The 24,520-nt window shown below is 70.7% G+C and carries 15 protein-coding genes, 1 tRNA gene and 1 pseudogene; 14 read left to right on the forward strand and 3 right to left on the reverse strand.

Annotated elements, in window-relative coordinates; translation table 11 throughout:
* Positions 1-249: 249 nt before the first annotated feature.
* From ABT360_RS13205 to ABT360_RS13245, 9 genes are all read left to right on the forward strand, one after another.
* Positions 250-1,698, forward strand: coding sequence for an ABC transporter substrate-binding protein (locus tag ABT360_RS13205; RefSeq protein WP_351814514.1), 1,449 nt, complete (start codon positions 250-252; stop codon positions 1,696-1,698).
* Complete coding sequence (locus ABT360_RS13210) at positions 1,686-2,669, forward strand: carbohydrate ABC transporter permease (RefSeq protein ID WP_351814516.1); 984 nt, start codon at positions 1,686-1,688, stop codon at positions 2,667-2,669. The genes ABT360_RS13205 and ABT360_RS13210 overlap by 13 nt, the downstream gene beginning before the upstream one ends.
* Positions 2,653-3,576, forward strand: a complete 924-nt coding sequence (locus ABT360_RS13215) for a carbohydrate ABC transporter permease (protein ID WP_351814517.1) — start codon at positions 2,653-2,655, stop codon at positions 3,574-3,576. The genes ABT360_RS13210 and ABT360_RS13215 overlap by 17 nt, the downstream gene beginning before the upstream one ends.
* A 261-nt stretch (positions 3,577-3,837) precedes the next feature.
* The gene (locus tag ABT360_RS13220) at positions 3,838-7,095 is read left to right on the forward strand and encodes a hypothetical protein (RefSeq protein WP_351814519.1); all 3,258 of its coding nucleotides are present in this window, start codon (positions 3,838-3,840) and stop codon (positions 7,093-7,095) included.
* 112 nt (positions 7,096-7,207) lie between these two features.
* Complete coding sequence (locus ABT360_RS13225; protein WP_351814521.1) at positions 7,208-7,891, forward strand: formylglycine-generating enzyme family protein; 684 nt, start codon at positions 7,208-7,210, stop codon at positions 7,889-7,891.
* An 11-nt stretch (positions 7,892-7,902) separates the two neighbouring features.
* The gene (locus tag ABT360_RS13230) at positions 7,903-8,652 is read left to right on the forward strand and encodes a hypothetical protein (RefSeq protein ID WP_351814523.1); all 750 of its coding nucleotides are present in this window, start codon (positions 7,903-7,905) and stop codon (positions 8,650-8,652) included.
* Between the two features lie 43 nt (positions 8,653-8,695).
* The gene (locus tag ABT360_RS13235; protein ID WP_351814524.1) at positions 8,696-10,843 is read left to right on the forward strand and encodes a glycoside hydrolase family 36 protein; all 2,148 of its coding nucleotides are present in this window, start codon (positions 8,696-8,698) and stop codon (positions 10,841-10,843) included.
* A complete protein-coding gene (locus ABT360_RS13240) occupies positions 10,840-13,014 on the forward strand; it encodes a family 78 glycoside hydrolase catalytic domain (RefSeq protein ID WP_351814526.1) in 2,175 nt (724 codons plus the stop codon). Before ABT360_RS13235 ends, ABT360_RS13240 begins: the two co-directional genes overlap by 4 nt.
* Before the next feature lie 40 nt (positions 13,015-13,054).
* Entirely contained in the window at positions 13,055-13,957 is a 903-nt protein-coding gene (locus ABT360_RS13245; RefSeq protein WP_351814527.1) for an AraC family transcriptional regulator, read from the forward strand.
* Between the two features lie 36 nt (positions 13,958-13,993).
* Here the strand turns inward: ABT360_RS13245 and ABT360_RS13250 are convergent, their stop codons facing one another.
* Entirely contained in the window at positions 13,994-14,755 is a 762-nt protein-coding gene (locus ABT360_RS13250; protein WP_351814529.1) for a phytanoyl-CoA dioxygenase family protein, read from the reverse strand.
* Positions 14,756-14,870: 115 nt separating this feature from the next.
* On the opposite strand from ABT360_RS13250, the gene ABT360_RS13255 reads away from it, so the two are divergent.
* A complete protein-coding gene (locus tag ABT360_RS13255; RefSeq protein ID WP_351814531.1) occupies positions 14,871-15,773 on the forward strand; it encodes an AraC family transcriptional regulator in 903 nt (300 codons plus the stop codon).
* Positions 15,774-15,823: 50 nt separating this feature from the next.
* Here ABT360_RS13255 and ABT360_RS13260 read toward each other — a convergent pair.
* A pseudogene (locus ABT360_RS13260) lies at positions 15,824-19,027 on the reverse strand (family 78 glycoside hydrolase catalytic domain); the annotation flags it as partial.
* A 309-nt stretch (positions 19,028-19,336) separates the two neighbouring features.
* On the opposite strand from ABT360_RS13260, the gene ABT360_RS13265 reads away from it, so the two are divergent.
* Together ABT360_RS13265 and ABT360_RS13270 are read left to right on the forward strand one after the other, a co-directional pair.
* Complete coding sequence (locus tag ABT360_RS13265; RefSeq protein WP_351814535.1) at positions 19,337-20,314, forward strand: phytanoyl-CoA dioxygenase family protein; 978 nt, start codon at positions 19,337-19,339, stop codon at positions 20,312-20,314.
* Positions 20,315-20,528: 214 nt separating this feature from the next.
* Positions 20,529-22,649 (forward strand): CehA/McbA family metallohydrolase, encoded by a 2,121-nt coding sequence (locus tag ABT360_RS13270; protein ID WP_351814537.1) that lies wholly within the window; start codon positions 20,529-20,531, stop codon positions 22,647-22,649.
* A gap of 87 nt (positions 22,650-22,736) precedes the next feature.
* Here ABT360_RS13270 and ABT360_RS13275 read toward each other — a convergent pair.
* Positions 22,737-22,808 (reverse strand) — tRNA-OTHER (locus ABT360_RS13275).
* A 146-nt stretch (positions 22,809-22,954) separates the two neighbouring features.
* Between ABT360_RS13275 and ABT360_RS13280 the strand changes: the two genes are divergently transcribed.
* Together ABT360_RS13280 and ABT360_RS13285 are read left to right on the forward strand one after the other, a co-directional pair.
* Positions 22,955-23,227 (forward strand): hypothetical protein, encoded by a 273-nt coding sequence (locus ABT360_RS13280; protein WP_351814539.1) that lies wholly within the window; start codon positions 22,955-22,957, stop codon positions 23,225-23,227.
* A 255-nt stretch (positions 23,228-23,482) separates the two neighbouring features.
* Entirely contained in the window at positions 23,483-24,154 is a 672-nt protein-coding gene (locus ABT360_RS13285) for a hypothetical protein (RefSeq protein WP_351814540.1), read from the forward strand.
* Positions 24,155-24,520: the final 366 nt, after the last annotated feature.

Here is a 24,520-nt window from a genome sequence, read left to right on the forward strand (position 1 = left end):
GGACCGTTCCCTCACGCGGCCCGCCAACTGCGCATGCAACAGCGGTTTTGTGTGAATCCGGTCACTGTATTGACAGTGGATGGAGCGCGGACCTAGGTTCACGCCCAGCCGTTGAAACGTTCCAGAGCGTCTTTGAGCACCACTCCCGGACTGCGCAGTCGCGGGGCTAAGAAGGGTGTACACATGCTCAGATCGGGTTTGAGCGAACGATCACGCAGCGGATTCCTGCGGTCGCGAGGTTCGGCCGCGGTGCGCCTGACCGCAACCACCGCAGCCCTGGCGTTGAGCCTGACCGCCTGCGGTTCCGGCGGGGACGATTCGTCGTCCGGGGATACCGTGACCATCACCCTGGAGGGCCCGAACCAGTGGAGCGAGAGCGGTTCGTCGTTCGGTAAGCCGTGGGAGGACCTCGTCGCATCCTTCCAGAAGGCGGAACCGAACATCAAGGTCAAGACGGTCGTGCTGCCGCTGAACAGCTTCGCGCAGACGATCTCCACGCACCTTGCCGCCGGTACCGCACCGGAGTTGGTGTTCAGTCAGGTACCCCACAAGCCGCACATGGTGCACGCCCTCGACGAGTACCTCGCGAAACCCAACCCCTACATCACGTCCGGACCGGGCAGCGAGAAATGGGCCGACACCTTCCGCAAGCGCTACTACGGCCTCGAGAATCCGGCGCTCCGCAACGCTGAGGGCAAGCTCGAGTTCGTGCCCTTCAACCTGGCCGGGACCGGGTTGTTCTACAACAAGGAGGCGTTCGACAAGGCCGGACTGACAGGGCCGTTCAAGACCTTCGAGGACTTCATCGACGGGTGCGCCAAGCTGAAGGGGGCCGGCTACACACCGCTCGCGATGGACCGGTCCGACCTGGGCCCCGATTGGACGATGACCGCGATCAGCGGGATGCTGCTCGACAAGCACGTCGATCGGCTCAACGTCTACACGGCCGACGGCAAGCCCGGAAAGGCGACGTCGGCGACGGGCGAACCCGTCGTCACCAACAAGTCGGTCGCCAAGGCCGTGCTCTCCGGCGATCTGACGCCGAAGACGCCCGAAGCCGTCGAGTCGCTCAAGCTCCTCAAGAAGGTGTGGGACTCCTGCGTCGACGAGCAGTGGTCGGGCAACACCGAGGGGCTCAACGGCGCCGTGGTCGGACTGCGTGACTTCGCGGCCGGCAAGACCGGCATGGCGTGGGGCGTCAACTTCGGTGTCACCTCCTTGCAGGACGTGAAGTTCGACTTCGCCAGCATGCCGTTCCCACAGATCACCAAGGAGACCACGCCGCTCGCCACTGGCGCTCCGGCGAGGTTCGGGGCCGGTGTCGGCGGCACCAACTACATGATCCCGTCGACCGTCAAGGGCAAGAAGCTCGAAGCCGCGCTGAAGTTCCTGCAGTTCGTCGGTTCGCCGGAGAACGTGCAGCCCTGGCTGAAGGCCACCGGTGGCATCCCCGCGGTCGAGGGCGCTTCCGGCGCCGACGAGACGAAGATGTTCGCCGAGGGCAGCTGGGGCGACCCGGTCCCGCTGGTCATGCCCATCGGGCCGCCGGGTGTGACCAGGCTCAGCCTCGTCGATGGATGGCTGCTGGGCACGAAGTCTCTGCCGGAGCAGCAGCGTTACCTCCAGGACCTGTGGATCAAGGGGCAACGCCAGGCCGTCAAGGACGGCAAGTGGGGGAACGAGCCTTGGGCGAAGTAAAGACCGGCGGAAACAGCGGGCGGGCGACCCGGCCGGTGCAGGACGAGGCGCAACGCTCGGAAGGAGGAGTGATGGCGAGGGGCTGGAAACGCTTCCCCTGGTTTGCCTATCTGGCCCTCATACCACTCTTCGTGACGCTGGCGGTCTTCGCCTACTACCCGGCGGCAAGCGGGATCTGGCACTCGTTCTACGAATGGCGGCCGGGCTTCGACTCGCCCTTCGTCGGACTGGACAACTACCGGGCCATGCTGGACGACGACCTGTGGTGGCGGTCGTTCCGCAATCTCGGTGTCATCTTCGTCTTCGGTATCACCGTGGCGTGGGCGATTCCGCTGCTCGCGGCCGAGCTCATCATCAGCCTGAAGAGCAAGCGCGCGCAGTTCTTCTTCCGCACCGCCCTGATCGCGCCCATGGCGTTTCCCGGAGTCGTCACGGTCCTGCTCTGGGCAGCGATGTACGAACCCAACAACGGCGTCATCAATCGCCTACTGCGAGCCGTCGGACTTGACGCTCTGGCACAGAACTGGGTGGGCGATCCGCAGTTCGCGCTGCTGTCGCTGCTGTTCATCGGCTTCCCGTTCGTCGCCGGACTTCCGTTCCTGGTGTTTCTCACCACCCTGCAGAACGTCCCGGCCGAGGTGTTCGAGGCGGCCGCCCTCGACGGCTGCGGCCGGCTGCGGCGGCTCTTCGCGATCGACCTTCCGCTGATGGCGAGCCAGCTCAAACTGCTGGTGTTCCTGGCGACGATCAACGTCCTGCAATACGGCTTCGCGGCGTACCTGCTCACCGGAGGCGGACCCGACAACGCGACCGAGGTGCCGGTGCTCCGCATGCTCGGAGTGGCGTTCCAGGGCAGCGAGTGGGGCTATGCCGCCGCGCTGTCCACCACGCTGTTCGTCATGACGATCCTCCTGAGCATCATCATCGTGTTCGTCAGAAGAGAGGACCGGGCCGATGTCCGTCGACTCTGAGGTCCAGCTCCGCCTGCACGGCACCCCCGGCCGGGGCGAACCGGGGCGAACCGCGGTGAGGCCGGCCACGTCGCGCGGACGTCGGCGCGGCAACCAGCTCGCGATCAAGGGCGTGCTCAGTGTCATCGCGTTCGTCGGGCTCTTCCCGTTCCTCTTCATGCTCATGACGTCGCTGAAGACCAACCAGCAGTACTACGAGTCGTGGTGGATGCCCAGCCTGCCGTTCCACTTCGACAACTACGCCAGGGCCTGGGAGCAGATCCAGCCGTACCTGGTCACCTCAGTGGTCGTGGCGATCGCCTCCAGTGTCGGAGCGCTCGCGCTGTGCATGGTGGCGGCGTTCGTCTTCGCCCGTTACGAATTCTTCGGAAGGAACGTGCTCTTCGGGCTGGTCGCGGTGCTGCTCATGGTGCCGGGCATCTCCAGTCTGATCCCGATGTTCGTGCTCATGCGCGACATGGGGCTGCTCAACACCCGCATCGTGCTCGTCATCCCGCACCTCGTGGGCGGCGCGGTGCTCGGAACTCTGCTGATGAAGACGTTTGTCGAGCAGCTGCCGCAGGAGCTCTTCGACGCCGCGCGCGTGGACGGCGCCGGCGGGCTGCGGATGTTCGTCTCCATCATGGTTCCGTTGTCGCTCCCCGTCGTCGGAACCGTCGCGTTGGTGACCGTGATCGGCGTGTGGAACGACTTCTTCTGGCCCTTGCTCACCGTCACCGAGAACGATCTGCGCACCGTGTCGGCGGGTCTGCAGTTCTTCCAGACGCAGCACGCGACGGAATACGGTCCGCTGTTCGCGGGATACGCCATCGCGAGCATCCCGCTGCTGCTGCTCTTCGTGTTCCTGTCCAAGCATTTCCTCGCCGGAATGCAGGGCGGGCTTGCGGGCGGCGGCACCGGAAAGTAGCCCCCGGCCTCGGCTGAGACAGCCGAGTGGGCTGCGGAACTGTCCGCGACGCCCGGCTCGATGGGCCGCTTGTCCAGCCGGCCGGAGCCGCGGCGACGACCCGATCGAAGCCCGATGACCGACCCACAGCAGCGCACAGCCGACTGGGCAAGGGAGGTGCCCGCACCGAAGGTGTCGCGGCGTCGCGCGGGCCGAACGGCCACCCCCGCCGCCCTCGCGGCCAAGACAGCTCCAGCCAGCCTGAAACGAAAGGACCGCACCATGGGCACCAACGGCATCGGACGAAGACAACTCCTCCAGTTCGGCGCTATCGGCACGGTCGCCGTGCTCGGCAGCGGTTTCTTCCGGGTCACACCGGCCGGTGCCGCGGAACGCGCCGACACCGGGCCCTGGGAGTTCGATTCGGCTCGGGGCTTGTTCATCCAGCCGATCACCACCACCGGCACAGCCGTGGGGTGGGAATTCACCAAGGACGGCGACGCCGAAGGATGGACGGCGGCGAAAGGCCTGGCACCGTTCGTCGTACGCGGCGGCACACTCAGCACCAGCGTCACCGGCTTCGACCCCTACATGACCGCGCCGCCGTTGAACCTCAACGGCATCCGCGACCGCATCCTCCGGTTCCGGATGCGGGCGACCGCCGGTGAGAGCCTCTCGGTCTACTTCGCCACCGACACGTCCCCGACGCTCGGCGTGGACAAGCTGATCGAGATCCCGATCAAGGCCGACGGCGCGTTCCACGAATACACGGTGGATCTCGCGGCGAAGAACGAGCGGTGGAAGCAGGGCACGGTGCAGGTGTTCCGCCTGGACCGGGAGCCGCCGGGCGCCGACGGCGCCCAGATCGAGTTCGACTACATCCGTATCGAACAACTCGGGGCCAGAATCGCGGTCGCGCCACTGATCGTACGGCCGGGCTTGGTACGCCCCGGGGAAGAGGTCACCCTGGCCGTCCAGCTGTCCAACGTCGGCGGCGAACCGTCCACGGCCTTCCCCGCGAAGATCACGCCGCCGAGCGGGGTGACCCTCGTCACCGGCGGCGCGACCCAGCAGGCTCCCGTCATCGCACCCGACGGCAAGGCTCAACTGCTGTGGACGGCGCGCCCCACGGTCGACGTACCCGGCGTGGCCACGTTCGACATGGAGGTACCCGGCAGCCGCCAGCAGTTCGGCGCGATCCTGCCCATCGTCCCGGTGCCGCCCCCGTCCGCGCACTGGTGGCCCAGCGGTGTGCATGTCTTCCAGGACCAAGCAGGGCATGTGCACCTGCAGAACAAGAACGTCCGCGCGATCATCGTTCGCGGCTCCGGCGGCTATACGCAGCTCCTCCTCGACGTCCGGACGGGCCAGGAGTGGAAGCGGATGGCGACGTCGCAGCCGCTCAGCTACCTCGTCGGTCCGGCAGCCGACGGCGTCCGGCTGATGCCGATCGTCCCGGACACCGCGCACCTGGCCGCTGACCATGTCGTCCTGACGGGGCAGGTGACGGACGCCGACGGCGTGCGATGGTCCTCGCACCTGCGGCTCGCCGTCAGGCCCGTGTCCGACGACGCCGGCTCAGCCGCACGCGCCGTCCAGGCCACGTACTCGATCACTCCCGATCGTCAGGCGAGACTGCTCGCCTTCGGCGGCCCCTCGCTCACCGCCGGCGAGGGCAGCTTCGGCAAGCCCAAACACATGGGGCTCTTCCCCGGGCTGGAATGGCTCGTCGCGGGAGAGAGATCGTCGAGCACCCTCGATGTCTGGCCACCGGACAACCTCCGTATCGCACCGCATCCGTTGAGGATCACGGTCCCGGTGATGGCGATCTCCGGCGGCGGGTCGACCGTGTCGGTCGCCTGGGACACCAACCAGCAGTGGGACGGCCAGAACCGTTACCCCAGCGCACGGTTCGCCTCACCGAACTGGCTCGCCGGGCAGGCCAACCATCTGCTCTCGCTGTTCGTCCCGGCCGTTCCCCACCCGGTCGCGGAGAACGCGCCATGGGCGACGACGCCCTATCCCGCCGCGGCCGGCCGGCCGCTGTCCGTCAAGGCCGATTTCATCGTCAACCCCTCAGACGACGTGCTCACCGCCGTCGAGGACTGGTACTCGCTGCATGGCGTCCCCCAGCCCGGCACGATGCCATTCAGCTGGGAGGACGAGCTCGCGCTCGTCCGGCACGCCTACCTCAGGTCCTTCTGGGATCCGCAGGTCAAGGGGTGGGCGGCGTGGTCCGGTCAAAAGGCATTGCAGTACGTGCCGTACGGGGTGAACCTGCATATCGCCGGACTGTTGACCACGGACGCAGGCGAGCGCACGGCCGTGTTCAACCGGGTGCACGAATTCGTCGTGAGCGTCCTCACCAACAAAGGTCGCAGCGCGCTCGGCAACACGGACGGCACGTACAGCGGCTGGTTCCACGCGCCGTTCTACCTCGGCAACCTCGAAGGCGCCATCACCGAGTTCGAGAAGAACAGGGACGCCAGAATCCGCACGCAACTGCCGTCCGGCGGCTGGGCCTTCAACCCCAAGGAGGCGGAGGACGAGATCCTGGGTGAACGCGGAACCGAGATCATGGGCGTCTCGACCGTCCACACCCAGGGCCTCCTGCGCTATGCCCGGCTCACCGGAGACACCGTCGCCCATCAGGCGGGTATGCGCGCGCTCAACTTCATCGAACAGTTCACCGTGCCACGCGGCGTGGGTGTCTGGGAAATGCCCATCCACACGCCGACGCTCCTCGGGTCCGCGTACGGCATCGGTGCCTACACCGAGGCGTACCGGCTCACCGGCGAGGCCCGGTACCTGAACCGGGCCGTCTACTGGGCGCGGACCGGACTGCCGTTCCTGTACGCGTGGTCGGCGCCCGACCGGCCGTACATGCCGTACGCGTCCATCTCCGACTACGGCGCGACGATGTTCACCATCCCGTGGTTCGGCCGGCCGGTGCAGTGGGTGGGCCTGGTGTACGCCTACTTCCTGCTCAGTCTCCTCGACGCCTCCGCCGACCCGAGCTGCACCAAGCCGTTCCACCTGCCGGCCGACATCGGCGGGTTCCCCTGGCGCCGGATAGCCGAGGCCATCGTGATCAGCGCGCTGCACCAGCAGCGGACCACCGAGCCGTACAAGGGCGGCTACCCGGACAGTTGGCTCCTGGTCCCCAACACGCCGGTGAAGGACTTCGACCTCAACCCCGACGACATCCTCAAACCCATGGTCATGCTTCTCGGCCACCCCGTCGACGTGCAGACCGCCCTGATCCATCCGAACACCCGGATCTCCACCGCCGCCGACGTGCTCGGCGCCGAGCGCACCTCATCGAGGCTGACCGCCAGGCTGGGGTTCTTCCCGGGGCAGGTGTCGCAGCTTCTCATCACCGGAATACCCACCCCGCGTTCGGTCCAGGTCGACGGTCGCGGTCTCGGCCCGGTCACCGACCTCGACGCCGCGCCGGAAGGGTTCAAGCACGTGGCGAACGGCACCACGTTCATCAAGATGCGCCACGCCCAGCAGTCGACGCTGACCATCGACTACTAGAGCGGGCGAACGAGACCCGAGCGTGCCGGAGGTGAACGCGTCCCGACGGCACGCTCGCTCTCACCAGGCGGCACCGCCGCTCTCCCCAGGTCACCGTACGAAAAGGAGCACTGTGCCGAGCAGCGAGTTGGAGCTGGATCTGGTCCCCATCCCGCCGGGAACCGCGCAGACCGGGACGCCGAGCACGCAGGTCGAGGCCCTGGCCGAGCGTTTCGGAGTGCACCCGTCCTGGTTCGACGGCGAACTGCCCGGCGCCCGGGTCGAGCTGCCCGCGTACGACATCGGCCGCACGCCCGTCACCAACGAGCAGTGGGCGTTCTTCGTCGCCGACGGCGGCGGCGAGGCACCCGACTGGTGGCAAGGCCCCACCCCACCGGAGGACCTGGCCGACCACCCCGTCACGCACGTCAACCTGCACGACGCCCAGGCGTTCGCCACCTGGGCCGGTGTGCGCCTGCCGTCGGCGGCGGAATGGGAGCGCGCCGCGCGGGCCGACGAACACCGCGTCTTCCCGTGGGGTGACGAGATGGCGCCGTCGCACGCCCACTACGACGCCGAGGGGACCGCCCCGGTGGGATCGCTGCCGGCCGGAGCCAGCCCGTTCGGAGTCCTGGACCTGTCCGGCAACGTCGCCGAGTGGACCGCCGACCGACCCGACCCCGCGACCGCGGTCGTCAAGGGCGGCAGCTGGGTGACGACGGTGCCGGCCAACCTGCGGGTGGCCGCGGTCGGGCAGTCGGGCTGGGCGCTGAACCGCACGGACTACATCGGCTTCCGCGTCGCGCGAAGCCGCTGAGGAGTGAAACGATGAAGTTCGAGCCCATCGCAGGGACCATGAGCGCCTGGCTGAGCGAGGTGCCCGCCTTTCCCGGTGCCCGCTTCTCGCTCGCTTTTCCGGAGGCCATCGGCGATGCCGCATCCGCCGTCTGGTACACGACGCTGGTGCCGAAGTGGGAGCAGCAGGAGGCCCGTACCTGGCGGGCCACCGGACGCCGACCCGGCGAGCTGGCCTACGAGATGACGGTCGACCTGTCCCTGGACGACGCCGTCGTGGTGTCGTACACCTTGGAGAACGAGAGCGACCGCCACTGGGAGAACGCTCTGGCCTTCAACTGCCTGTCCTGCGGCGGTGCCCGGGACGTCAGGGACCACGACTGCGAACGGCATTTCACCGGCATCGCCGGCGAACCCGTGCCCCTGCTCTCCGTCCCGCGCCGGCACAGCACCCGACCCACCGTGCAGTTCTACTCGACCGCCGGCGCGCCCCCCGCGACGGACCTGCCGTTCGTCTCCGCCTTCCACGCCACGCCCGATGTCGTCCTCGACCCGTGGATGGCGGTGTGCAGCCGCGACGGCAGCCGGACCGTCGCCACCGTCGGCCGTCCGGCGGCGTTCCTGTTCCACAACAGGGAGTACTCCTGCATCCACGCGGCCAGCGGCTTCGGGGCCATCGCGCCGGGAGGGTCCGCCACCGCGGGCAACGACATGTTCTTCCTCGACGCGCCGCCGGCCGACGCGCTGACCCGCATGCGCTCCTCGATGGAGGTGGGGGTATGAGACTTCCGGTGACGGGTCGCGGCGCCACCCTGGGGCGGCGGCCGTGACGCGCCCCGAGCTCGACGTCGACGGGTCGCTTCTGCTGCTCAGTACCGCAGGCGTGGTGCACGCGGTCGACATCGCCGGTACGGCGCGGCAGGTCGCGTTCGGCCCGAGCCACCGGCTCGGCGCCGAGGAACTCGAGCAGGTGCGCGGCGGTCGGCTCGGCGCCGAGGTCGAGCTGCAGCTGGCCGGGGACGACCGCCCGCTCCCTCAGCACGGCACCCGGTGGACGGGCTGCGGCAGCACGGAGAGCACCACGGTCCGAAGCCACCGGGCCGAACGGCTGGGGGACGGTGGCCTGCACGTGGTGCTCAGCTCGTCGGGCGACCAGGGCCTGGAGCTGGACCTGCACTTCCTGGCGAGGCCGGGTTCCTCCTGCCTGACCCGCTGGACGAGCGTCCGCGCGACCGAGGTGCCGCTGACCGTCGACCACGTCAGCAGCGGCATGCTGCGCGGCCTGGCGGCACACGGCGACTTCGACGCCCTGTGGCTGCACACCTACGACGGTGGCTGGTGCTGGGAGGGGACCCTGCGGTCGCGGCCGGTGACGGACATCGGGCTGTACCCGGAGTCCTGTATCAACGCCTGGTCGGTGGAGACGACCGGTTCCTGGTCGTCGAAGCACGTGCTGCCGTTCTACGTGCTCGAGGACCGCGCGACGGGCATCTCGTACGGCATGCAGGTCGACGCCTCCGCCGGCTGGCGCATGGAGGTCGGCGCCGACTCCGGCACCGTCTACACGCAGGCCGGCGGCCCCAACCACGCCGGTGGACACTGGCGCCATGTGCTGGGCACGGGCGAGCGGTTGGAGACGGTGCCGGTCGTGGTCGGCGCCGTGGAGGGTGACCGCGCGGAGGTGGTCGACGCCTTTCACCGGCACCGCTGGCTGCACCAGGCACCGCGGGAACCGCGTCGCGGCGTCGTCTACAACGAGTACCACGCGACGATGAACACGCTCGACGCCTCCACCGTCGCGGCCCAGACGGCCGCGCTGACCGGCACGGGCGTCGAGACCTTCGTCCTGGACGCCGGATGGTACTCACCGCAGACGCCCGAGGGGGAGATCGCCACCTGGTGGACCCTGGCGGGGGACTGGACGCACGACGAGAGCCGCTTCCCCGCGGGCATGAAGGCCCTGGCGGTAGACCTGAGCGACGCCGGGCTCGTACCGGGCATCTGGCTCGAACCCGAGGTCGCCGGGGTCGCCTCGCGCCTCGTGGCCGAGCACCCGGACTGGCTGCTGCAGCGCGACGGCCGGCCGCTGCTCGACGCGGGCCGGGCGTTCCTCGATCTGCGGCAGCCACAGGTCCGCGACCACCTGGCCGGCGTGCTGGACGGGCTCGTCGACCACGGCTACGCGTACTTCAAGTTCGACTACAACACCGAGGTCGTACCGGGACCGGATGCGACGCCGCACGGACCGGGGCAAGGCGCGCTGGAGCTTGCCGCGGGCTGGCAGGCGGTGCTCGACGGGCTGCGCGCCCGGCATCCGCACGTCGTACTGGAGAACTGCGCGAGCGGCGGCGGGCGTACGAGCTACGGCCTGCTGTCGCGCACGCATCTCGGCAGCGTCAGCGATCACGGCCACTGGAACGGTGGCTGGCGCAGCTTCCCCAACGTGTTGCGTGCGGTGCTGGACGTACTGCACCCGTCGCAGGCCGTCAGCTGGGCCGTGCTCGAGCCGGACCTGAGCCTCGCCGAGACGCGATACCGACTGGTCACAGGGCTGCTCGGGCGCATGACCCTGAGTGGGCCCGTGGACCGCCTCCACGAGGACCGACGGGCGCTGATGGTCGAGGCGGTGGCCTTCGCGAACGCCTCGGCCGAGCTGCTCGCGAAGGCGTCGGTGCGCCGGCACGGCCCCGAGCAGCCGCCGCATCGCACCGAGGCGCTGACGGCTCTGGAGGTCTTCTCCCCGGCCGGCTGCCTGCTCGGGGTGTGGCGGCAGGACACCGAGGACGACCGGTTGCGGGTGCGCCCGCACGGGCTGCGCGAAGGACAGCGCTACCACGTCCAGACCTTCCCGGCGGGAGCGGCACCGCGGGAACTGGTGGGCGGCAGTGAGCTCACGCTCCACCTTCCCGACCGGTTCGACGCCGTCGCCGTCGCCGTACGACCTGTCGACGCGAACTGCCGGGAGGCGACATGACGCACCTGTGGACCCATGGCGCGCCCGAGATCGACGCGCACGTGGGCATCCGCGCGGTGGTCGACCTGCCGGAGCAGCGCCGTCTCGTCGTGCGCTTCTCCGCCTCGTGGTGGGCGGTGTTGTACGTCGACGGCGAGCCCGTCGCCGAAGGACCGCCACGCGCCCCCGCCGACCACCCGGAGCACGTGGAGAGGGCACTCGACCTCGCTCCCGGTCCGCACGTGCTGGCGTTCCACGTCGTGCACCCGGGCGTGCCGACCGAACAGGCAGCGGTCGTGGCGCCGCACCTGTGGGTCGAGGTCGAGGGACACCCCGACCTCGACTGGCGGGCAGCGCCGCTGCGGGCGTACCGGCCGGGGGTCCGTCGCGTCAACGACAACCTCGGTTTCGTCGAGTGGTGCGACGTGCGCGAGCTGCCGGCGTGGACAGGCCCCGGCACCGCCGCCGACACGTGGGCGCCCGCCGTATCGGTGCCCGGCCTGCCGGTCCCCGCTCCCGACATGGGCCCACCGGTGTCCCTCACGCCCCTCACCGCCGTACGGGTGGCGCAGGGCGAGTGCGTCGAGCGCCTGCTGCTTCCCGAGGACGACCCGGCCGCCACGGTGTTCGCCCGGCAGTTGGCGCCGGACGGGCAGGTGCCCGCGCAGGGGGTGTGGGCGCGCTTCGACCTCGGCCGCGTCCGGCTCGGGCGCCCGAGTGTCGAGATCAGCGCGCCCCCGGGCGCCACCGTCGACCTGCTCTACAGCGAGGACCTCGTCGACGGCCGGGTCACGCCCTGGATCTCGATGAGCAACGGCCTGTCGGCGAACCTCGACCATTACGTCGCCGCCGGCGGGCAGCAGCGGCTGGGGCCGGTGACTCCCCGCGCCGGGCGCTGGGTCGAGGTGCACGTGCTGGCCGAGGGCTCGCCGGTCCATATCGGGGAGTTGCGCTTCGACGAGCGCAGCAGCGCCCCCGCCGACCCGGTCGGCAGCCTGGCGACCGGCTCTCCCAGGCTCGATCGCATCTGGCAGGTCGGCGTCGACACACTGCGGGCCTGCTCCGAGGACGCCCTGGTCGACTGCCCGGTCCGCGAGCGCGGCCAGTGGCTGGGCGATGCCGTGGTCGGCATGGAGATCGCCGCCGTCTCGCACGGGGATCTGCGGATCGTGGAGCGCTCGCTGCGGATGGCGGCCGGCTGCGCCGATGACGACGGGTTCGTGGCCGGTCAGGGGCCCGGCGCCGTCCGGCACCTCGCGTCGTACTCCGCGCTGTGGCCGGGGGCGGTGCTGCGGCATGCCGCGCTCACCGGCAGCCGCAAGCTGCTCGGCGAGCTGGCACCGGCCGCGGCACGCAACGCCGCGGCGTTCCGCGCCCGCCTCGGCCCCCAGGGGATCGAGGGGCCTCTGCCGTGGCCGTTCGTGGACTGGGGCGCCGCCGACGACGGCCTGTCGATCTCGCTGCTGGCCCTCGACGGACTGGACGCCTCGGCCCGCTGGCTGCGCGAGGTGGGACACGGCGCCACCGCGGCCGTCGACGAGGCCGCCGCGGCGCTGCGCGAGACGCTGACGCGTCGCACGTCCGCCGAACCGCTCGGCTACCACGCGGCGACCCTGGCGCTCCGCGCCGGAGTCCTGCCGTCGGGCGCCGAGCCGGCCGCCGTGCGTCTGGTGCTCGACCACCTCGACTCCTGCTTCCCCCTCGACGCCACCGGACCACGGCTGTCCAGCCACCTCGCCACGGGCGAGCGCTTCGTGACGCCGTACTTCCTGCACTTCTCGCTCATCGAGCTGGCCCGCCGTGGCCGGGCGCATGAGGTGCTCGAACGGATCGAGGGGCTCTACGGCTGGCTGCTCGACCAGGGAGCCACGACGTGGTGGGAGAACTTCGACCCCCGGTGGAGCCGGTGCCACCAGTGGTCCGGAACCCCGACGTGGCTGCTGTCGCGGATGCTGCTCGGACTCTGGGTGGATCCCGACGGCGGGCTGCGCCTCGAGTTGCTCGCCGGCGAGCGGGGGGCGTCCGGGCGGCTGCCGCTTCCCGGCGGGGGAGTGGTGGAGGTGTCGTGGCGGCGGGACGACAAGGCGATACGCTGGTCGGCTCGTCCCACCGGACATGTGGAGCTGCGCCAGGGCGATCTCGTGCACACGCTGGAGCCCGGCGCGCAGCTGAACCTCGTCCTGCCGATGTGACCCTCCGTCCCACACGTCCACGGCGCCGTGCGCTTGGGCGATGACATCGGACGCACGGTTGCCGGACAATCCGCTCATGGTCAGTGGGGCGCCGTTCCCGGTCGTGAGCCAGGCGAACATGTACCAGTTCCAGCCCGGCCGGCGGCTGCGGCACGCGCGGGTCGAGTCACGCATGGTCCTCCTGTGCCGGAGAGGAGGCGGCCAGGTATGGGTCAACGGACAGCGACATGTGATGAGGGCCGGAGTGCTTCTCATCCTGCCGTGGGGCCGGTCGATCCGGTATGCCGCCGACGTGCTGGACCCGTTCCTGCTCGTCGGCGCGCATCTCATACCCGAGCACGACCCCGGGCACCGGGTGGTGGCCGATGTTCCGCACGACCGCGACCACCCGCTCACGGGATGCGGGTGGCGGCGCGACGGCACGATCCTTTCCGGCGGCTCGGTCGTGGTCTCCTCCGCCGAGGAACGCCCGCGGCTGGTGGATGTCTCCTTGTACGCGGTCGAGGTGTTCCGACGGGGCGTGCCGGACGAGGCGCTGATGCGGGCGCTCGGGACGCTGGTCCTCCATGAGCTGTCCGAGTCGCTCGGAGCGGCCGGGCCCTTGTACGGGGCGCTCGTCCCCGACGATCTGCGTCGCGTGCTGCAGTACGTCGACCAGGAGCTGCACCATCGGCTCACGATCGGCGAGCTGGCCGGCGTGGCGGGCTGTGGCGTCGCGACGCTCACGCGCCGATTCCGCCGGCACCTCGACACCTCGCCGATGAGCTGGGTCGCCGCACGGCGGATCGCCCGGGCACAGGAGCTGCTGCGCACGACCGGCCTCACGGTCGGCCAGGTCGCCCGGCGGTGTGGCGTGGCCGACCCGTACTACTTCTCCCGCCTGTTCAGGCAGCACGTCGGTCGGTCACCACGGGAGTGGCGAAGCGCCCAGCACGTCCTGTGACCGGCTCCGGACACCCGAGCCTTCCACCACCCCCGGTCATCCCGACCGGGGCCCCGCGGCGGCCGACGTCAGCGGAGGGAACAGGTCGCCGTCGAGGCGGTCGCCGGGCAGGAGGCCGACGCCGTCCGTGACCGGGTGCGGACGGCCGTCGTAGACCGTGTCCGCGTCCATATAGATCACGACGTGCGCGAGCCGTGCCGCGTCCGTGCGGTTGGGCAGGGCCATGTGCCCGGTGTAGCTGTTGTGGAAGGTGACGTCCCCCGCGCGCAGCGGGACGGTGACCCGCTCGCTCCACCGCAGTTCGGGGTCGATCTCGAACAAGTCCCCCTCCTTGTGCAGGTCCTGGGGCCGCAGCCCCGTGTGGGTGTGGGAGCCGGGCAGGAAGGTCATGCAGCCGCGCTCGGCCGGTACGTCGACCAGCGCGACCCAGGCGGACAGCGCGTGCCGGCAGGTCCGGTGCGGCCAGTACGGGTGGTCCTGGTGGAACTCGGTCGCGGTCTCGTGGTGCGGCGGCTTGACGAGCACCTGGTCGTGCCACAGACGCAGGGGCACACCGGCCAGCTGATGCGCCGGCGCCGAGAGCTTCGGGTGCAGGGTGAGCGCGCGCAACGCCGCGCTTGTGCGCCAGACGTTGACGTACTGCCTGAAGGCCCGCATCTCGGGGCCGGTCGACGATGCGCCGGGCAGTTCGGCGGCGGCGCGGGCGTAGCCGGCGGCCTCGGCCGCCGAGAGGACTCCGGGCACGCGCACGAAACCGTGCCGCCGGTAGTGCTCCACGCTCTCTTGGGAAAGCTCCATCGTGCTCCTCGACCTCATCGGCCCCTGCGGGGGGTCTCAGCGATACCCCTCATGCTGGTCGCCCCGGCGGCAGCGGGGCTAGCCAACGACTCGCACGAGGTAGCACGATACTGATGTGCCGTACCAAGACGCCCAGTTCGACGGCCTGTTGCATGGCACCGGCCTGTTCCCCGCCCGGGTTCCGGTGCACACCGGCCGGCACCGGCTGACCGGCGACGTGCCCGGACACAGCCACGACTTCCTGGAGATCGCCCTCGTCGTCTCCGGGCGGGGGCGGCACCTGACCGCGGCCGGGGGCCGGCCGCTCTGCGCGGGGGACGTCATCGTGCTCCGGCCGGGGCCTTGGCACAGCTACCTGGACTGCACCGGTCTCACGGTGGTCAACTGCTGCTTCGCGGCCGAGCTGCTCCGCGCCGACCTCGCCTGGATCCGCACCGAACCGGCCGTCAACCACCTGCTGTGGGGAGGGCCGAGCGCGCCGGGCAACGCCGGGGTCTTCGGCTTCCGGCTCGATGCGGAACACCACACGCGGTGCCTGGCGCTCCTCGGTGAACTGGCCGCGGCGGCCGGGCACGACGGCCCGGTCCACAGAATCGGTGTCCTCGGACGCCTCGCGGTCTTCCTCGACGCTCTCGCCACGGCTGCACCGCAGGCACCCGCCCCGACCGTCCAGGCGGACGCACCCCCGTCCCACCCGCTCGTACTCGGCGCCGTACGGCTGCTGGAGTCCGGTCTCGCACAGGCCTGGACCCCGGCCCGGCTCGCCGCCGAACTCGCGGTCAGCACGGGCCACCTCACCCGGACGTTCACCAGCCACATCGGGCTCCCGCCGATGGCCTACCTCGCCCGCGCGCGGGCGGAGAGCGCGGCGGCGCTGCTGCGGGGCACCACACAGCCCGTGGCGCGCGTCGGTGCCGCGGTCGGCTGGCCCGACCCGAACTACTTCTCCCGCCGGTTCCGGACGCACTACGGCCTCAGCCCGACCGCCTACCGCGCAGCGGGAGATGACGCGGGATGACGGGATGAGACGCGCGCTGCACCGCTACGGTGCCGGGGCCGTCGCCACGCTCATCGAGCGAGTCGTCCGGTACTGAACAGGTGACAGCCCGAACCGGCGGCGAAGACCGCGCAGCCGTCGTCCATCCGCAGGAACTCCGTGTCGCCGGCCCTGACATCCGCCGCGGCACGGGCGGGGACCCACACCTCGGCGGCGGTGCCCACCGGTAGGCCGAGACGGAGAGTGAAGCCGCCGCCGCCCGCCTCCCAGCGGGTGGTGACCGGGCCGTAGAGCGAGTCGAAGCGGGCGCGCGCCGCCGTCACCGCACCGCCGGGGCGGGGGCGGACGACCAGGCGCCGGAAGCCGGGCGCGGCGGGCGCGATGCCGGCGATGGTGGCGTACATCCACGCGCCGACCGCGCCGTAGGCGTAGTGGTTGAAGGAGTTCATCCCCGCGTCCTGGAAGCCGCCGTCCTCCCTCACGGAGTCCCAGTGCTCCCACATGGTGGTGGCGCCGCGGGCGATCTGGTAGCCCCAGCCGGGGAACGACTCCTGGAGCAGCAGCCGGTACGCCACGTCCGTGCGCCCCGCGGCTGTGAGGGCCCCGAGCAGCTGCGGCGTGCCGAGGAAGCCCGTCGACAGGTGCCCGTCCCGCGCCTCGATCAGCTCCACCAGGCGGTCCGCTGCCCGGCCACGCTCCGGCTCCGGCAACAGATCCATGGACAGGGCGAGTACGTACGCGGTCTGGGTGTCGCCCTCGATACGGGCGCCGTCCCGCGAGACGTAGGCCGCGCGAAAGGCGCCGCGGACGGCGGCGGAGAGCTTCTCGTAGGGGGCTGGGTCGTCACCGAGAGCCCGCGCCATGCGGGCGACGAGGTGGGCGCTGTGGGCGAAGAAGGCGGTGGCGAGGACGTCCTTGGGTGTCTCGTCGCGCAAGTTGAGCCAGTCACCGTAGCCCGTGGCGGGACGCAGGTGGCCGTCGCTGTGCCGGTGCAGGTAGTCCAGCCAGCGCTTGGCCGGCTCCCATGCCTCCTCGAGGACCCGGGTGTCCCCGTACGCCTGGTACAGCGCCCACGGCACGCAGACGCCGGCATCGCCCCAGCCCGCCGTGCCCGCGCCCAGCATGCCGATCTGCGGCGCCACATCGGGGAACGCGCCGTCCGCCCGCTGGGCGTCGTACAGGTCCCGCAGCCACTTGGTGAGGAAGCGCGCCGACTCCATGACGTAGGCCGCGGTGGGGGCGAAGACGCCGATGTCCCCGGACCAGCCGAGCCGCTCGTCGCGGGCCGGGGTGTCGGTGGGGACGGACAGGAAGTTTCCGCGCTGGCCCCAGGTGATGTTGGAGTGCAGCTGGTTGAGCATCGGTACGTCGGTCTCGAAGTCCATGGTGAACGGGGCCGAGGTGTGCATGACCCGGCCGGTCACCGCGTCCAGGGGCGGCACCCCGGGGTAGCCGGTCACCTCTACGTAGCGGAAGCCGTGGAACGTGAAGCGCGGCTCGTAGACCTCCACCGAGCCGCCTCTGAGGGCGTAGGTGTCGGTGGCCCGGGCGGACCGCAGGTTGGCGGTGTGGAGCGTGCCGTCCGGGTTGAGTGCCTCCGCGTGGCGCAGCCGCACCACCGTGCCCGACGCGCCGGAGACCTTCAACCGCACCGAACCGACCATGTTCTGGCCCAGATCGAAGACGAAGACCCCGGGGGCGACTTCGGTGACCTGCCGGGCGGGGAGCTCGCCCGCCACCCGGACCGGGGCATCGGCCTGGGCCACGATCGCGGGTGGTGTGGTGACCGCCGCGGATTCCGCCGACTGCCATCCGGAATCGTCGAAGCCGGGCTGTGTCCAGCCGTCCGTCTCCCGCCGGGCGTCGTAGTCCTCGCCCCCGATCAGGTCCGCGGAGACCAGCGGGCCCGCCGCCGCCCGCCACGCCCGGTCCGACACGATCCGCTCGGACGAACCGTCGGTGTACGTCACCTCCAACTGCGCGAGCAGCGAAGGGCGTTCGCCGTAGTGGTGCCGGCCGAAGGAGGCGATGGTGCCCGCGTACCAGCCGTCCGCCAGGTGGAAGCCGAGCGTGTTGGCCGCTCCGCCGCGCAGCAGGTCGGTGACGTCGTAGGTCTGGTACTGCACCCGCTTGCGGTAGTCGGTCCAGCCCGGGGCCAGCTCGTCGGCGCCGACGCGGCGGCCGTTGAGGTGCGCCTCGTACAGGCCGAGGGCGGTGGCGTACAGACGGGCGCGGACGATCCGTTTCGCGGGGAGGCGGAACTCGCGCCGCAGCTGGAAGGCGGGGGATGCGGCGGGGGCCACCGCCCCTCGCGGGGCCGTACCCCGGGGGGCCCACTCGTCGGCGGCCACCCAGGCGCTGTCGTCGAAGTCGGGGCCTGACCAGTCACCCGCGGGTTCGCTGCCGGTGGTCTTCCACGTACGGCATGTCCGCACGTGGCGTACTGCGTCGGCGGTGGTGAACTCCAGCACTCCGAGGAGGCCGGCCTCCCCGGATCCGGTGCTGCTCGCGTCGACGCGGACTGCTACGGCGGTGCGTCCCGGCCGCAGCTGGGCGGTGACCTCGGCCACGGCCGGCCGGCGCCAGTTCTCCGCGGTGGGATCGGCGACCGTGTGCAGGACCTGGGTGCCGCCGACGCAGGCGGTCAGGCCGCCGTCGGCGGCCAGCACCAGACAGGCCCGGCGGACACCTGCCGGTACGTCGACGACGACGCGGAACCAGCGGATCGCGGCTGAGGCTCCGGTCTCTGCCGGGCCCCGCGCGCTGCTGTCCGCCAGGCGTATCCACTGGGCCCCTCCCAGGGACGGCACCCCTGGCAGCGGGGCCGCTGCTGCCGCGTCCACGAGGGCCGCCGGGGCGCCGATCCAGCGGCCGGTCCAGTCCGAGCCGTCCATGAGTCCGGTCTCCCACCAGGAGGGCTCGCTCCATTCACTTGCCACACCGTCCGCGTCCCAGACCCGCACCGACCAGTGGTACCGGGTGCGGGGGGCAAGCGCGGGACCGGCGTAGGGAACCAGCACCGACCGGTCGGATGTCACCCGTGAACTGTCCCAGACATCAGGGTTGCTGAGCCTTTCGGCGCTGGTCGCGACGTGTATCCGGTAGGCGCTCTGCGCCTGATCCGGTCGGTCGGAGAGCAACTGCCAGCCCAGCCGCGGCCATTCCGTATCGAGCCCGAGAGGGCATGTGGTGTATTCGACGGTGGGCTTGACGACGTGCAGAACCCCCACGGGAGTGCCCCTCTCGGACGACATCGCCGACAGCACGGATGGTGAATCGTTTCAGGCACGCTAGGAGGGCGCGCTGCGACGCGTCAACCCGGCGAGCCCCGAAGTCCTTGAGCGGCCGCGCGTCCGGAAAGCCGTCACAGGCAACGGAGTTGACGCGGCGGGAGCCTCCTCGGCGGGAAGCCTCCTCGGCCGGGAGCCGGCAGGTGTTGCCGCCCCGAGCGTGACGCACCGGTCGGCAGGCCGCGGCGGTGGGCTGTTGGCGCGGCCCAGAGCCGAGAGTGCTGATCAGATCATCCATGAACGGAGCGTTTTCCACATGGCGCGGCGAGGAGGCGCGTTCCTAGCCTGTGGGCCATGAGCGAAACCGTGTCTTCGGTTCCGGTGAAGGTCCAAGCCGCTGATCTGACGCCCTTCGAGGAATCCACCGAACTCCTCGGCCACCCTGACGAGTTGCGAGCCCGAGCCGAGCGCGACGGGTATCTGTTCTTCCGTGGACTGCTCGATCCGGAGCCGATTCTGCAGCTACGCTCCAAAGTCCTCGGCATACTGTCGGAGCATGGTCTACGGGCACCGGATGCCGATCCGCTCGACGGGAGACTGGATCTCGCCCGGCTCAATCAGCTGCCCGCCGACCGGATGCGGGTCGATATCGGCGTCACCGCCGAGCTCTATGCCGCCATGCAGAGGCTGCCCGAGCTGCATCGGCTGCCGCACCAACCCGCGCTCCTGGACCTCTATCGCAAGCTCTTCGGCACCGACGACGTATTTGTCCATCCGCGTCACATCATGCGCGCGATGACGGCGCACCCGTCGACGGGCGCGACCCCACCCCATCAGGACTTCCCGCTCGTTCAGGGCAGTACCGACACGTGGACCTGCTGGTTTCCCGTCGGGGACTGCAGTCTTGCGAGCGGTCCGCTCGTCATCCTGCGTGGTTCCCACCAGCAGGGCCGCCTGCCGGTGGGAACCGGGGACAGTGACGGCTACTGGACCAACTGGGGTGCACAGCTGTGCGCGCATGAGACCAACTGGGTCGGCGGCGATTTCGCCGTGGGCGACGTGGTGACATTTCCCAGCCTCACGGTCCATCAGTCGTTGCCCGCACTGGTCCGCGATGAGGTCCGCATCTCCATGGACGTCCGCTACCAGCGCGGCGACGACGTGATCGAAGCCCGCTCACTGACGAACCATGCGGAGCGTTCCTGGGACGAGATCTACCAGGGATGGTCGAGTGAGAACGAGGACGTGATGTACTACTGGAACCCGGATCGGCTCTCGTACATCCCGTGGGACGAATCGCTTCTCGAGCCGGGCGCCCGCAGAATCTGCTGACCCACAGCCCTGCTTGGAGGGTCGGTCGACCGCTCCGTCCGGCTGTTGCTCGGGGTCGCTCCCCGCGCCTTCGCGGTTGCCCGCGCCGGTGCTGGAGGTGCAGGGGCCGGAGAGCTGAGACGCGAGAAGCCCTCCGCCTCGTACACGGGCTGTCACCCGCCGACGCAGAGGCCGCTCACCAGGCCGGTCCTCGCGGGGACATCATCGAGTTGCCGTGATCTCACGGGTCACGCCCGGCAAGAGAGGGACCGCCATGTGCTGCGACGACGAGCTGCCCCCCGCGGTCGGCGAGGCGCTGGCGCGCTACCGCGCGCTGCTCGCCGAATCTCCGCTGGACTGGGGGGCCGAAGCGCCCGACGTCATGCTGGACGTCCTTGATCTGGCCCGCCGCTGGGGTGTGCCGGCGCTCGGCCCGGTCCTCGCCGCCATGGGGGAGGACCGGCGCGTCGACCGCGCCGCCGCTCTCCGGCTGCTGGTGACCGCGGACGCGCCGCTGCCTCCCGGTGTCGTCGTCGTCGACGTCCTGACCGGGACCGTGCGGTACGGCGAACCGCTGCACGTGCTAGACGGCTCCCGCGGCCACGCGACCTGGTGCCCCGGAGGTGTGCTGGTGGTCGTCGTGAACGACACGCCCCACGCGGTCGACGTCCGGGGCGCGGCCGGTGCGTGGACGGTGGCAGCCGGTGCGGTCGACCGGATGGAGCTGGAGCCGGAGCCGGGCCTCGCGTCGCTGCGCGCCGGTACGGTGACGGTCGACCTGTCGGCCGCAGTGCGCCGCGTGCCTCCGGCCGTGCTGGAGCTCTCGGCCACCACGCCCGTCCGATGGAGCGTCGTCGACGCGGCGGGGCAGCCGTGGGCGCCCACCGGAGGCCGGCTGAAGTACGACGTCCACGACCGGCCGTTCTTCCACGCGCAGGAAGCGACGCTCGAGGTGCCGGCCGGTGTGGTGCGGGTGACGGCGGCGCGGGGTGCGCAGTACACCTCGGTCTCGGAGCGGGCCGAGCTGCACGCCGGCGGCACGACACGGCTGCACCTCGAGCCGGAGCGCTGGTGGGACGGCGACGGCGGCGGCTGGACCGGCGCGGACCTGCACGTGCACGCGAACTACTCGGGTGACCAGGTGGTCTCGCTGCACGACGCGGTCCTCATGCAGCAGGGCGAGGGGCTGGATCTGATGGGACTGGTCGCCGGCAACTGGCACGGCGACGAGATCTACGACCAGGCGCTCGTGGAGAGCCGGCTGGGCCGTCCGCTGCGGCACGAGCACGGCACGACAGCCTTCGGGGTCGAGTTCCGCAACGACCTGCTGGGCCACTTCCACGCCACGGGCGGGCACACCTCACCCGCTCGCTGGGCGACGGGGCACGAGGGCAGCTCGCACCCTTGGGACTGGCCCGCGAACGCGGAGACGGCGGCCGAGCTGCGGGCGGGAGGCGCGGCGATCGGCTACTGCCACCCCGTGGTCCGCCCGTTCCCCCCGGATGCCGAGTCGGCGCCGGAGCACCTCTTCGACTGGGTGATCCGGTCGGTGGAGGCGCGGGAGCTGGTGGTGGACGCCGCGCTCGGCCTGGTCGACAGCATCGACCTGCTGTTCTCGGTCGACCCCTCCGGCCCGGCCGAGCTCTGGTACCGCCTGCTGGGCTGCGGGCTGCGGCTCGCGCCGACGGCCGGGACCGACGCCTTCCTGTCCTTCAGCCGCGCCGGTGCCTTCTCCGGCCCACCCGGCTCCGGGCGGGTCTACGCGTGGACCGGGGGCGACCACGACCCGGAGGCGTTCAGCCGCGCTCTGCGCAGCGGCCCCGTCGTCGTCACGAACGGTCCTTGGGTCCGGCTGCGGGTGGACGGACAGGACGAGGGCGGCCGGATCGACGGCGCGGCCGGGCGGAGCGTTCACCTGTCGGCAGCCGCGTACGGGCCCCAGGCACGCCGGCTTGAAGTGGTCACGGCAGGCGGGCGTGTGCTCGGCTCCGCAGAAGGCGACGGGCCGCTCGCGGTGTCGCTCGACCTGGAGGTGCGGGAGCCGACCTGGGTGGCGGCGCGCTGTACGGGCGGAGCGCACCCCGACGTGCTGGCCGAGCGGGCGTGGTCGCACACCGGTGCCACGTGGCTGGACGTGGACGGAACCGGCGTACGGCGCGAGTCCGACCTCGCCTTCTGCCGTCGGTGGCTCGACCTGCTGGCGGGCTTCGTGCAGAAGCACGGCCGCTTCCGCGACGACCAGCAGCGGATCGACGTGCTCGCCACTGTCGACGCCGCCCGCCCCTTCTACGCCGCCGGTCCCGAGGTCGCGAGCGAGGTGACCGCCGCGCCGGTCGACCTGCGCGACTGGCCCTGACCGTCAGCGTTCGGCGAAAGAGGGAGGGCCCTGCCCCCAGGAATGATCAGAGGGGACCCGAAGCCCCCTCTGAACTGCTTCTCACCGTCGGGACGACAGGAGGTGAACTGCGACCCCTTGCCCCCAGTCAAGTGCGCTACCGAGCTGCGCCACGTCCCGGTGCGCGGGACTTCCCGCGCTCACGTCCCGGTCGGCGGCTTCGTCCACGCACACCGTCATCGCCTTGACGAGGTCGTCCACGGACTTGAGCTCGGCCGGCAGGCCGGGAAGCCGGTCCAGGGCGAGCTGTTGCTGCCGTCGAACCGGTGGAGAATGCGGTGGTCAGTGCGGCCGTGATCGCGGCCAGGGCCGAGGCTACGCCCGGCATCGCCGCAGCCCGGGTGCCGCTGCTGGCCGGGCCGCGGTGGTTCCGCGCCCGGGTCCGCGTCCTGCTGGATCCCGGCAACCAGTCCGCCCACCCGCTGGCCCGTCTCAGCGCCGGGGCCCTGGACGAGGCCCGCCGGTCTCTCGCGCCGCTCTCCGTGGACCTCTACGGCGCCTGGGCGTCCGGGCCCCGGCGGGAACGGCGCGCATGGTGACCGCCGACTCCGACTGGGCTGCCGCCCTCACCGTGCTGATCACATGCCCTACCTCCTGAACCGGGAGGCAACTGGCTCGGGAAATCCCGCGGCGACCACCCGTCCTTCCGCCGTACCTGGGCCGGCGCAAGCAGTTACCTCTGGGGCTGGCCCAACACTGCGGTGAGAAGCAATCCACCTCAGCCGCCAAGCCGAATACAGGGAGAAAGAAGCTGGAAAGGCTTAAAAGGGAAGCCCCGGAAGGGGATGCATCTCGTGACAACCACCCACAGTGCCCGTCTCGCCGGCCTGGTAGCCGTGTCCGCCGCGCTCACGCTGGGCATGGCGGCCCCCGCCCTGGCCAGTGACTCCGGCGACAGCAATGCCAAGGCCCCCAACCACCGGTCCCATCACGTCGAGTTCGACGAGCAGAACAACTCCGGCGCCGGCGGAACCGCAGTGCTCAGCCTGGACGGCCGGAAGCTGACGGTGAAGATCTACGCCACCGGCCTCGTGCCCGGACAGCCGCATGCCCAGCACATCCACGGCTCCACCACCGGCAAGCACTTCCACTGCCCCGACATGACCGCGGACAAGAACAAAGACGGTGTCCTCACCACCACGGAGGGCCTGCCCGCCTATGGCGACATCAACATCTCGCTGACCACCAAGGGCGACACCACCAAGGCCAGCGCACTCGCTGTCGACCGCATGCCGGTCGCCGACAAGGACGGCAGTCTGTCCTACTCGCGTACGATCACCGTCTCCCAGGCCGTGGCCGACCACATCAAGAACCTGCACATCGTGCAGCACGGTATCGACCCCAACGGAAACGGCACGTACGACTTCAGCAAGGGTAAGAGCGAACTCGACCCGAAGCTGCCCCAAGAAGCCACAGCCCCCGCCAGTTGCGGCTTGATCAAGGGTGCCACCCCCGGCATGAAGTAGCGGACCAAACGGCGGACGGTGCCCCGGCGACGTCCGGGGCACCCCGACGGTCCCCGGTGCGCGCACAGGCATAGCCGCCACACATGCATGGTCGCCAAAGCAACGAAGAGGGCCATCGGAACGGCTTCGGTGCCGCAGCCGTGCTCGTCTGCGGCCTTACCCTCGCAGAAGCGCCCGGCCACCCATTTCCCTGCAGGAATGTGGCACCGACCAAGGGGCAGCAACGGTGTCCGGGGAAGACTTTGGTGCCTGTACACCCAGACCGGCACCGACGCTGTATTCGCCTGCTGTGTGGGTGATGACGGCTCCCCGACCGTCCTGCGATTGCAGAGCTCCATAGCTACTCCAACCGCCGTGGCGGTCGCA

Source organism: Streptomyces sp. NPDC000229 (assembly GCF_040300825.1).
Classification (GTDB): Bacteria; Actinomycetota; Actinomycetes; order Streptomycetales; family Streptomycetaceae; genus Streptomyces.

Coding starts and splice junctions, on each gene's coding strand:
- ABT360_RS13240 (WP_351814526.1), top strand. CDS start 10,840: ATGACGCACCTGTGGACCCATGGCGCGCCCGAGATCGACGCGCACGTG.
- ABT360_RS13265 (WP_351814535.1), top strand. CDS start 19,337: ATGAGCGAAACCGTGTCTTCGGTTCCGGTGAAGGTCCAAGCCGCTGAT.
- ABT360_RS13245 (WP_351814527.1), top strand. CDS start 13,055: ATGACATCGGACGCACGGTTGCCGGACAATCCGCTCATGGTCAGTGGG.
- ABT360_RS13220 (WP_351814519.1), top strand. CDS start 3,838: ATGGGCACCAACGGCATCGGACGAAGACAACTCCTCCAGTTCGGCGCT.
- ABT360_RS13250 (WP_351814529.1), bottom strand. CDS start 14,755: ATGGAGCTTTCCCAAGAGAGCGTGGAGCACTACCGGCGGCACGGTTTC.
- ABT360_RS13215 (WP_351814517.1), top strand. CDS start 2,653: ATGTCCGTCGACTCTGAGGTCCAGCTCCGCCTGCACGGCACCCCCGGC.
- ABT360_RS13230 (WP_351814523.1), top strand. CDS start 7,903: ATGAAGTTCGAGCCCATCGCAGGGACCATGAGCGCCTGGCTGAGCGAG.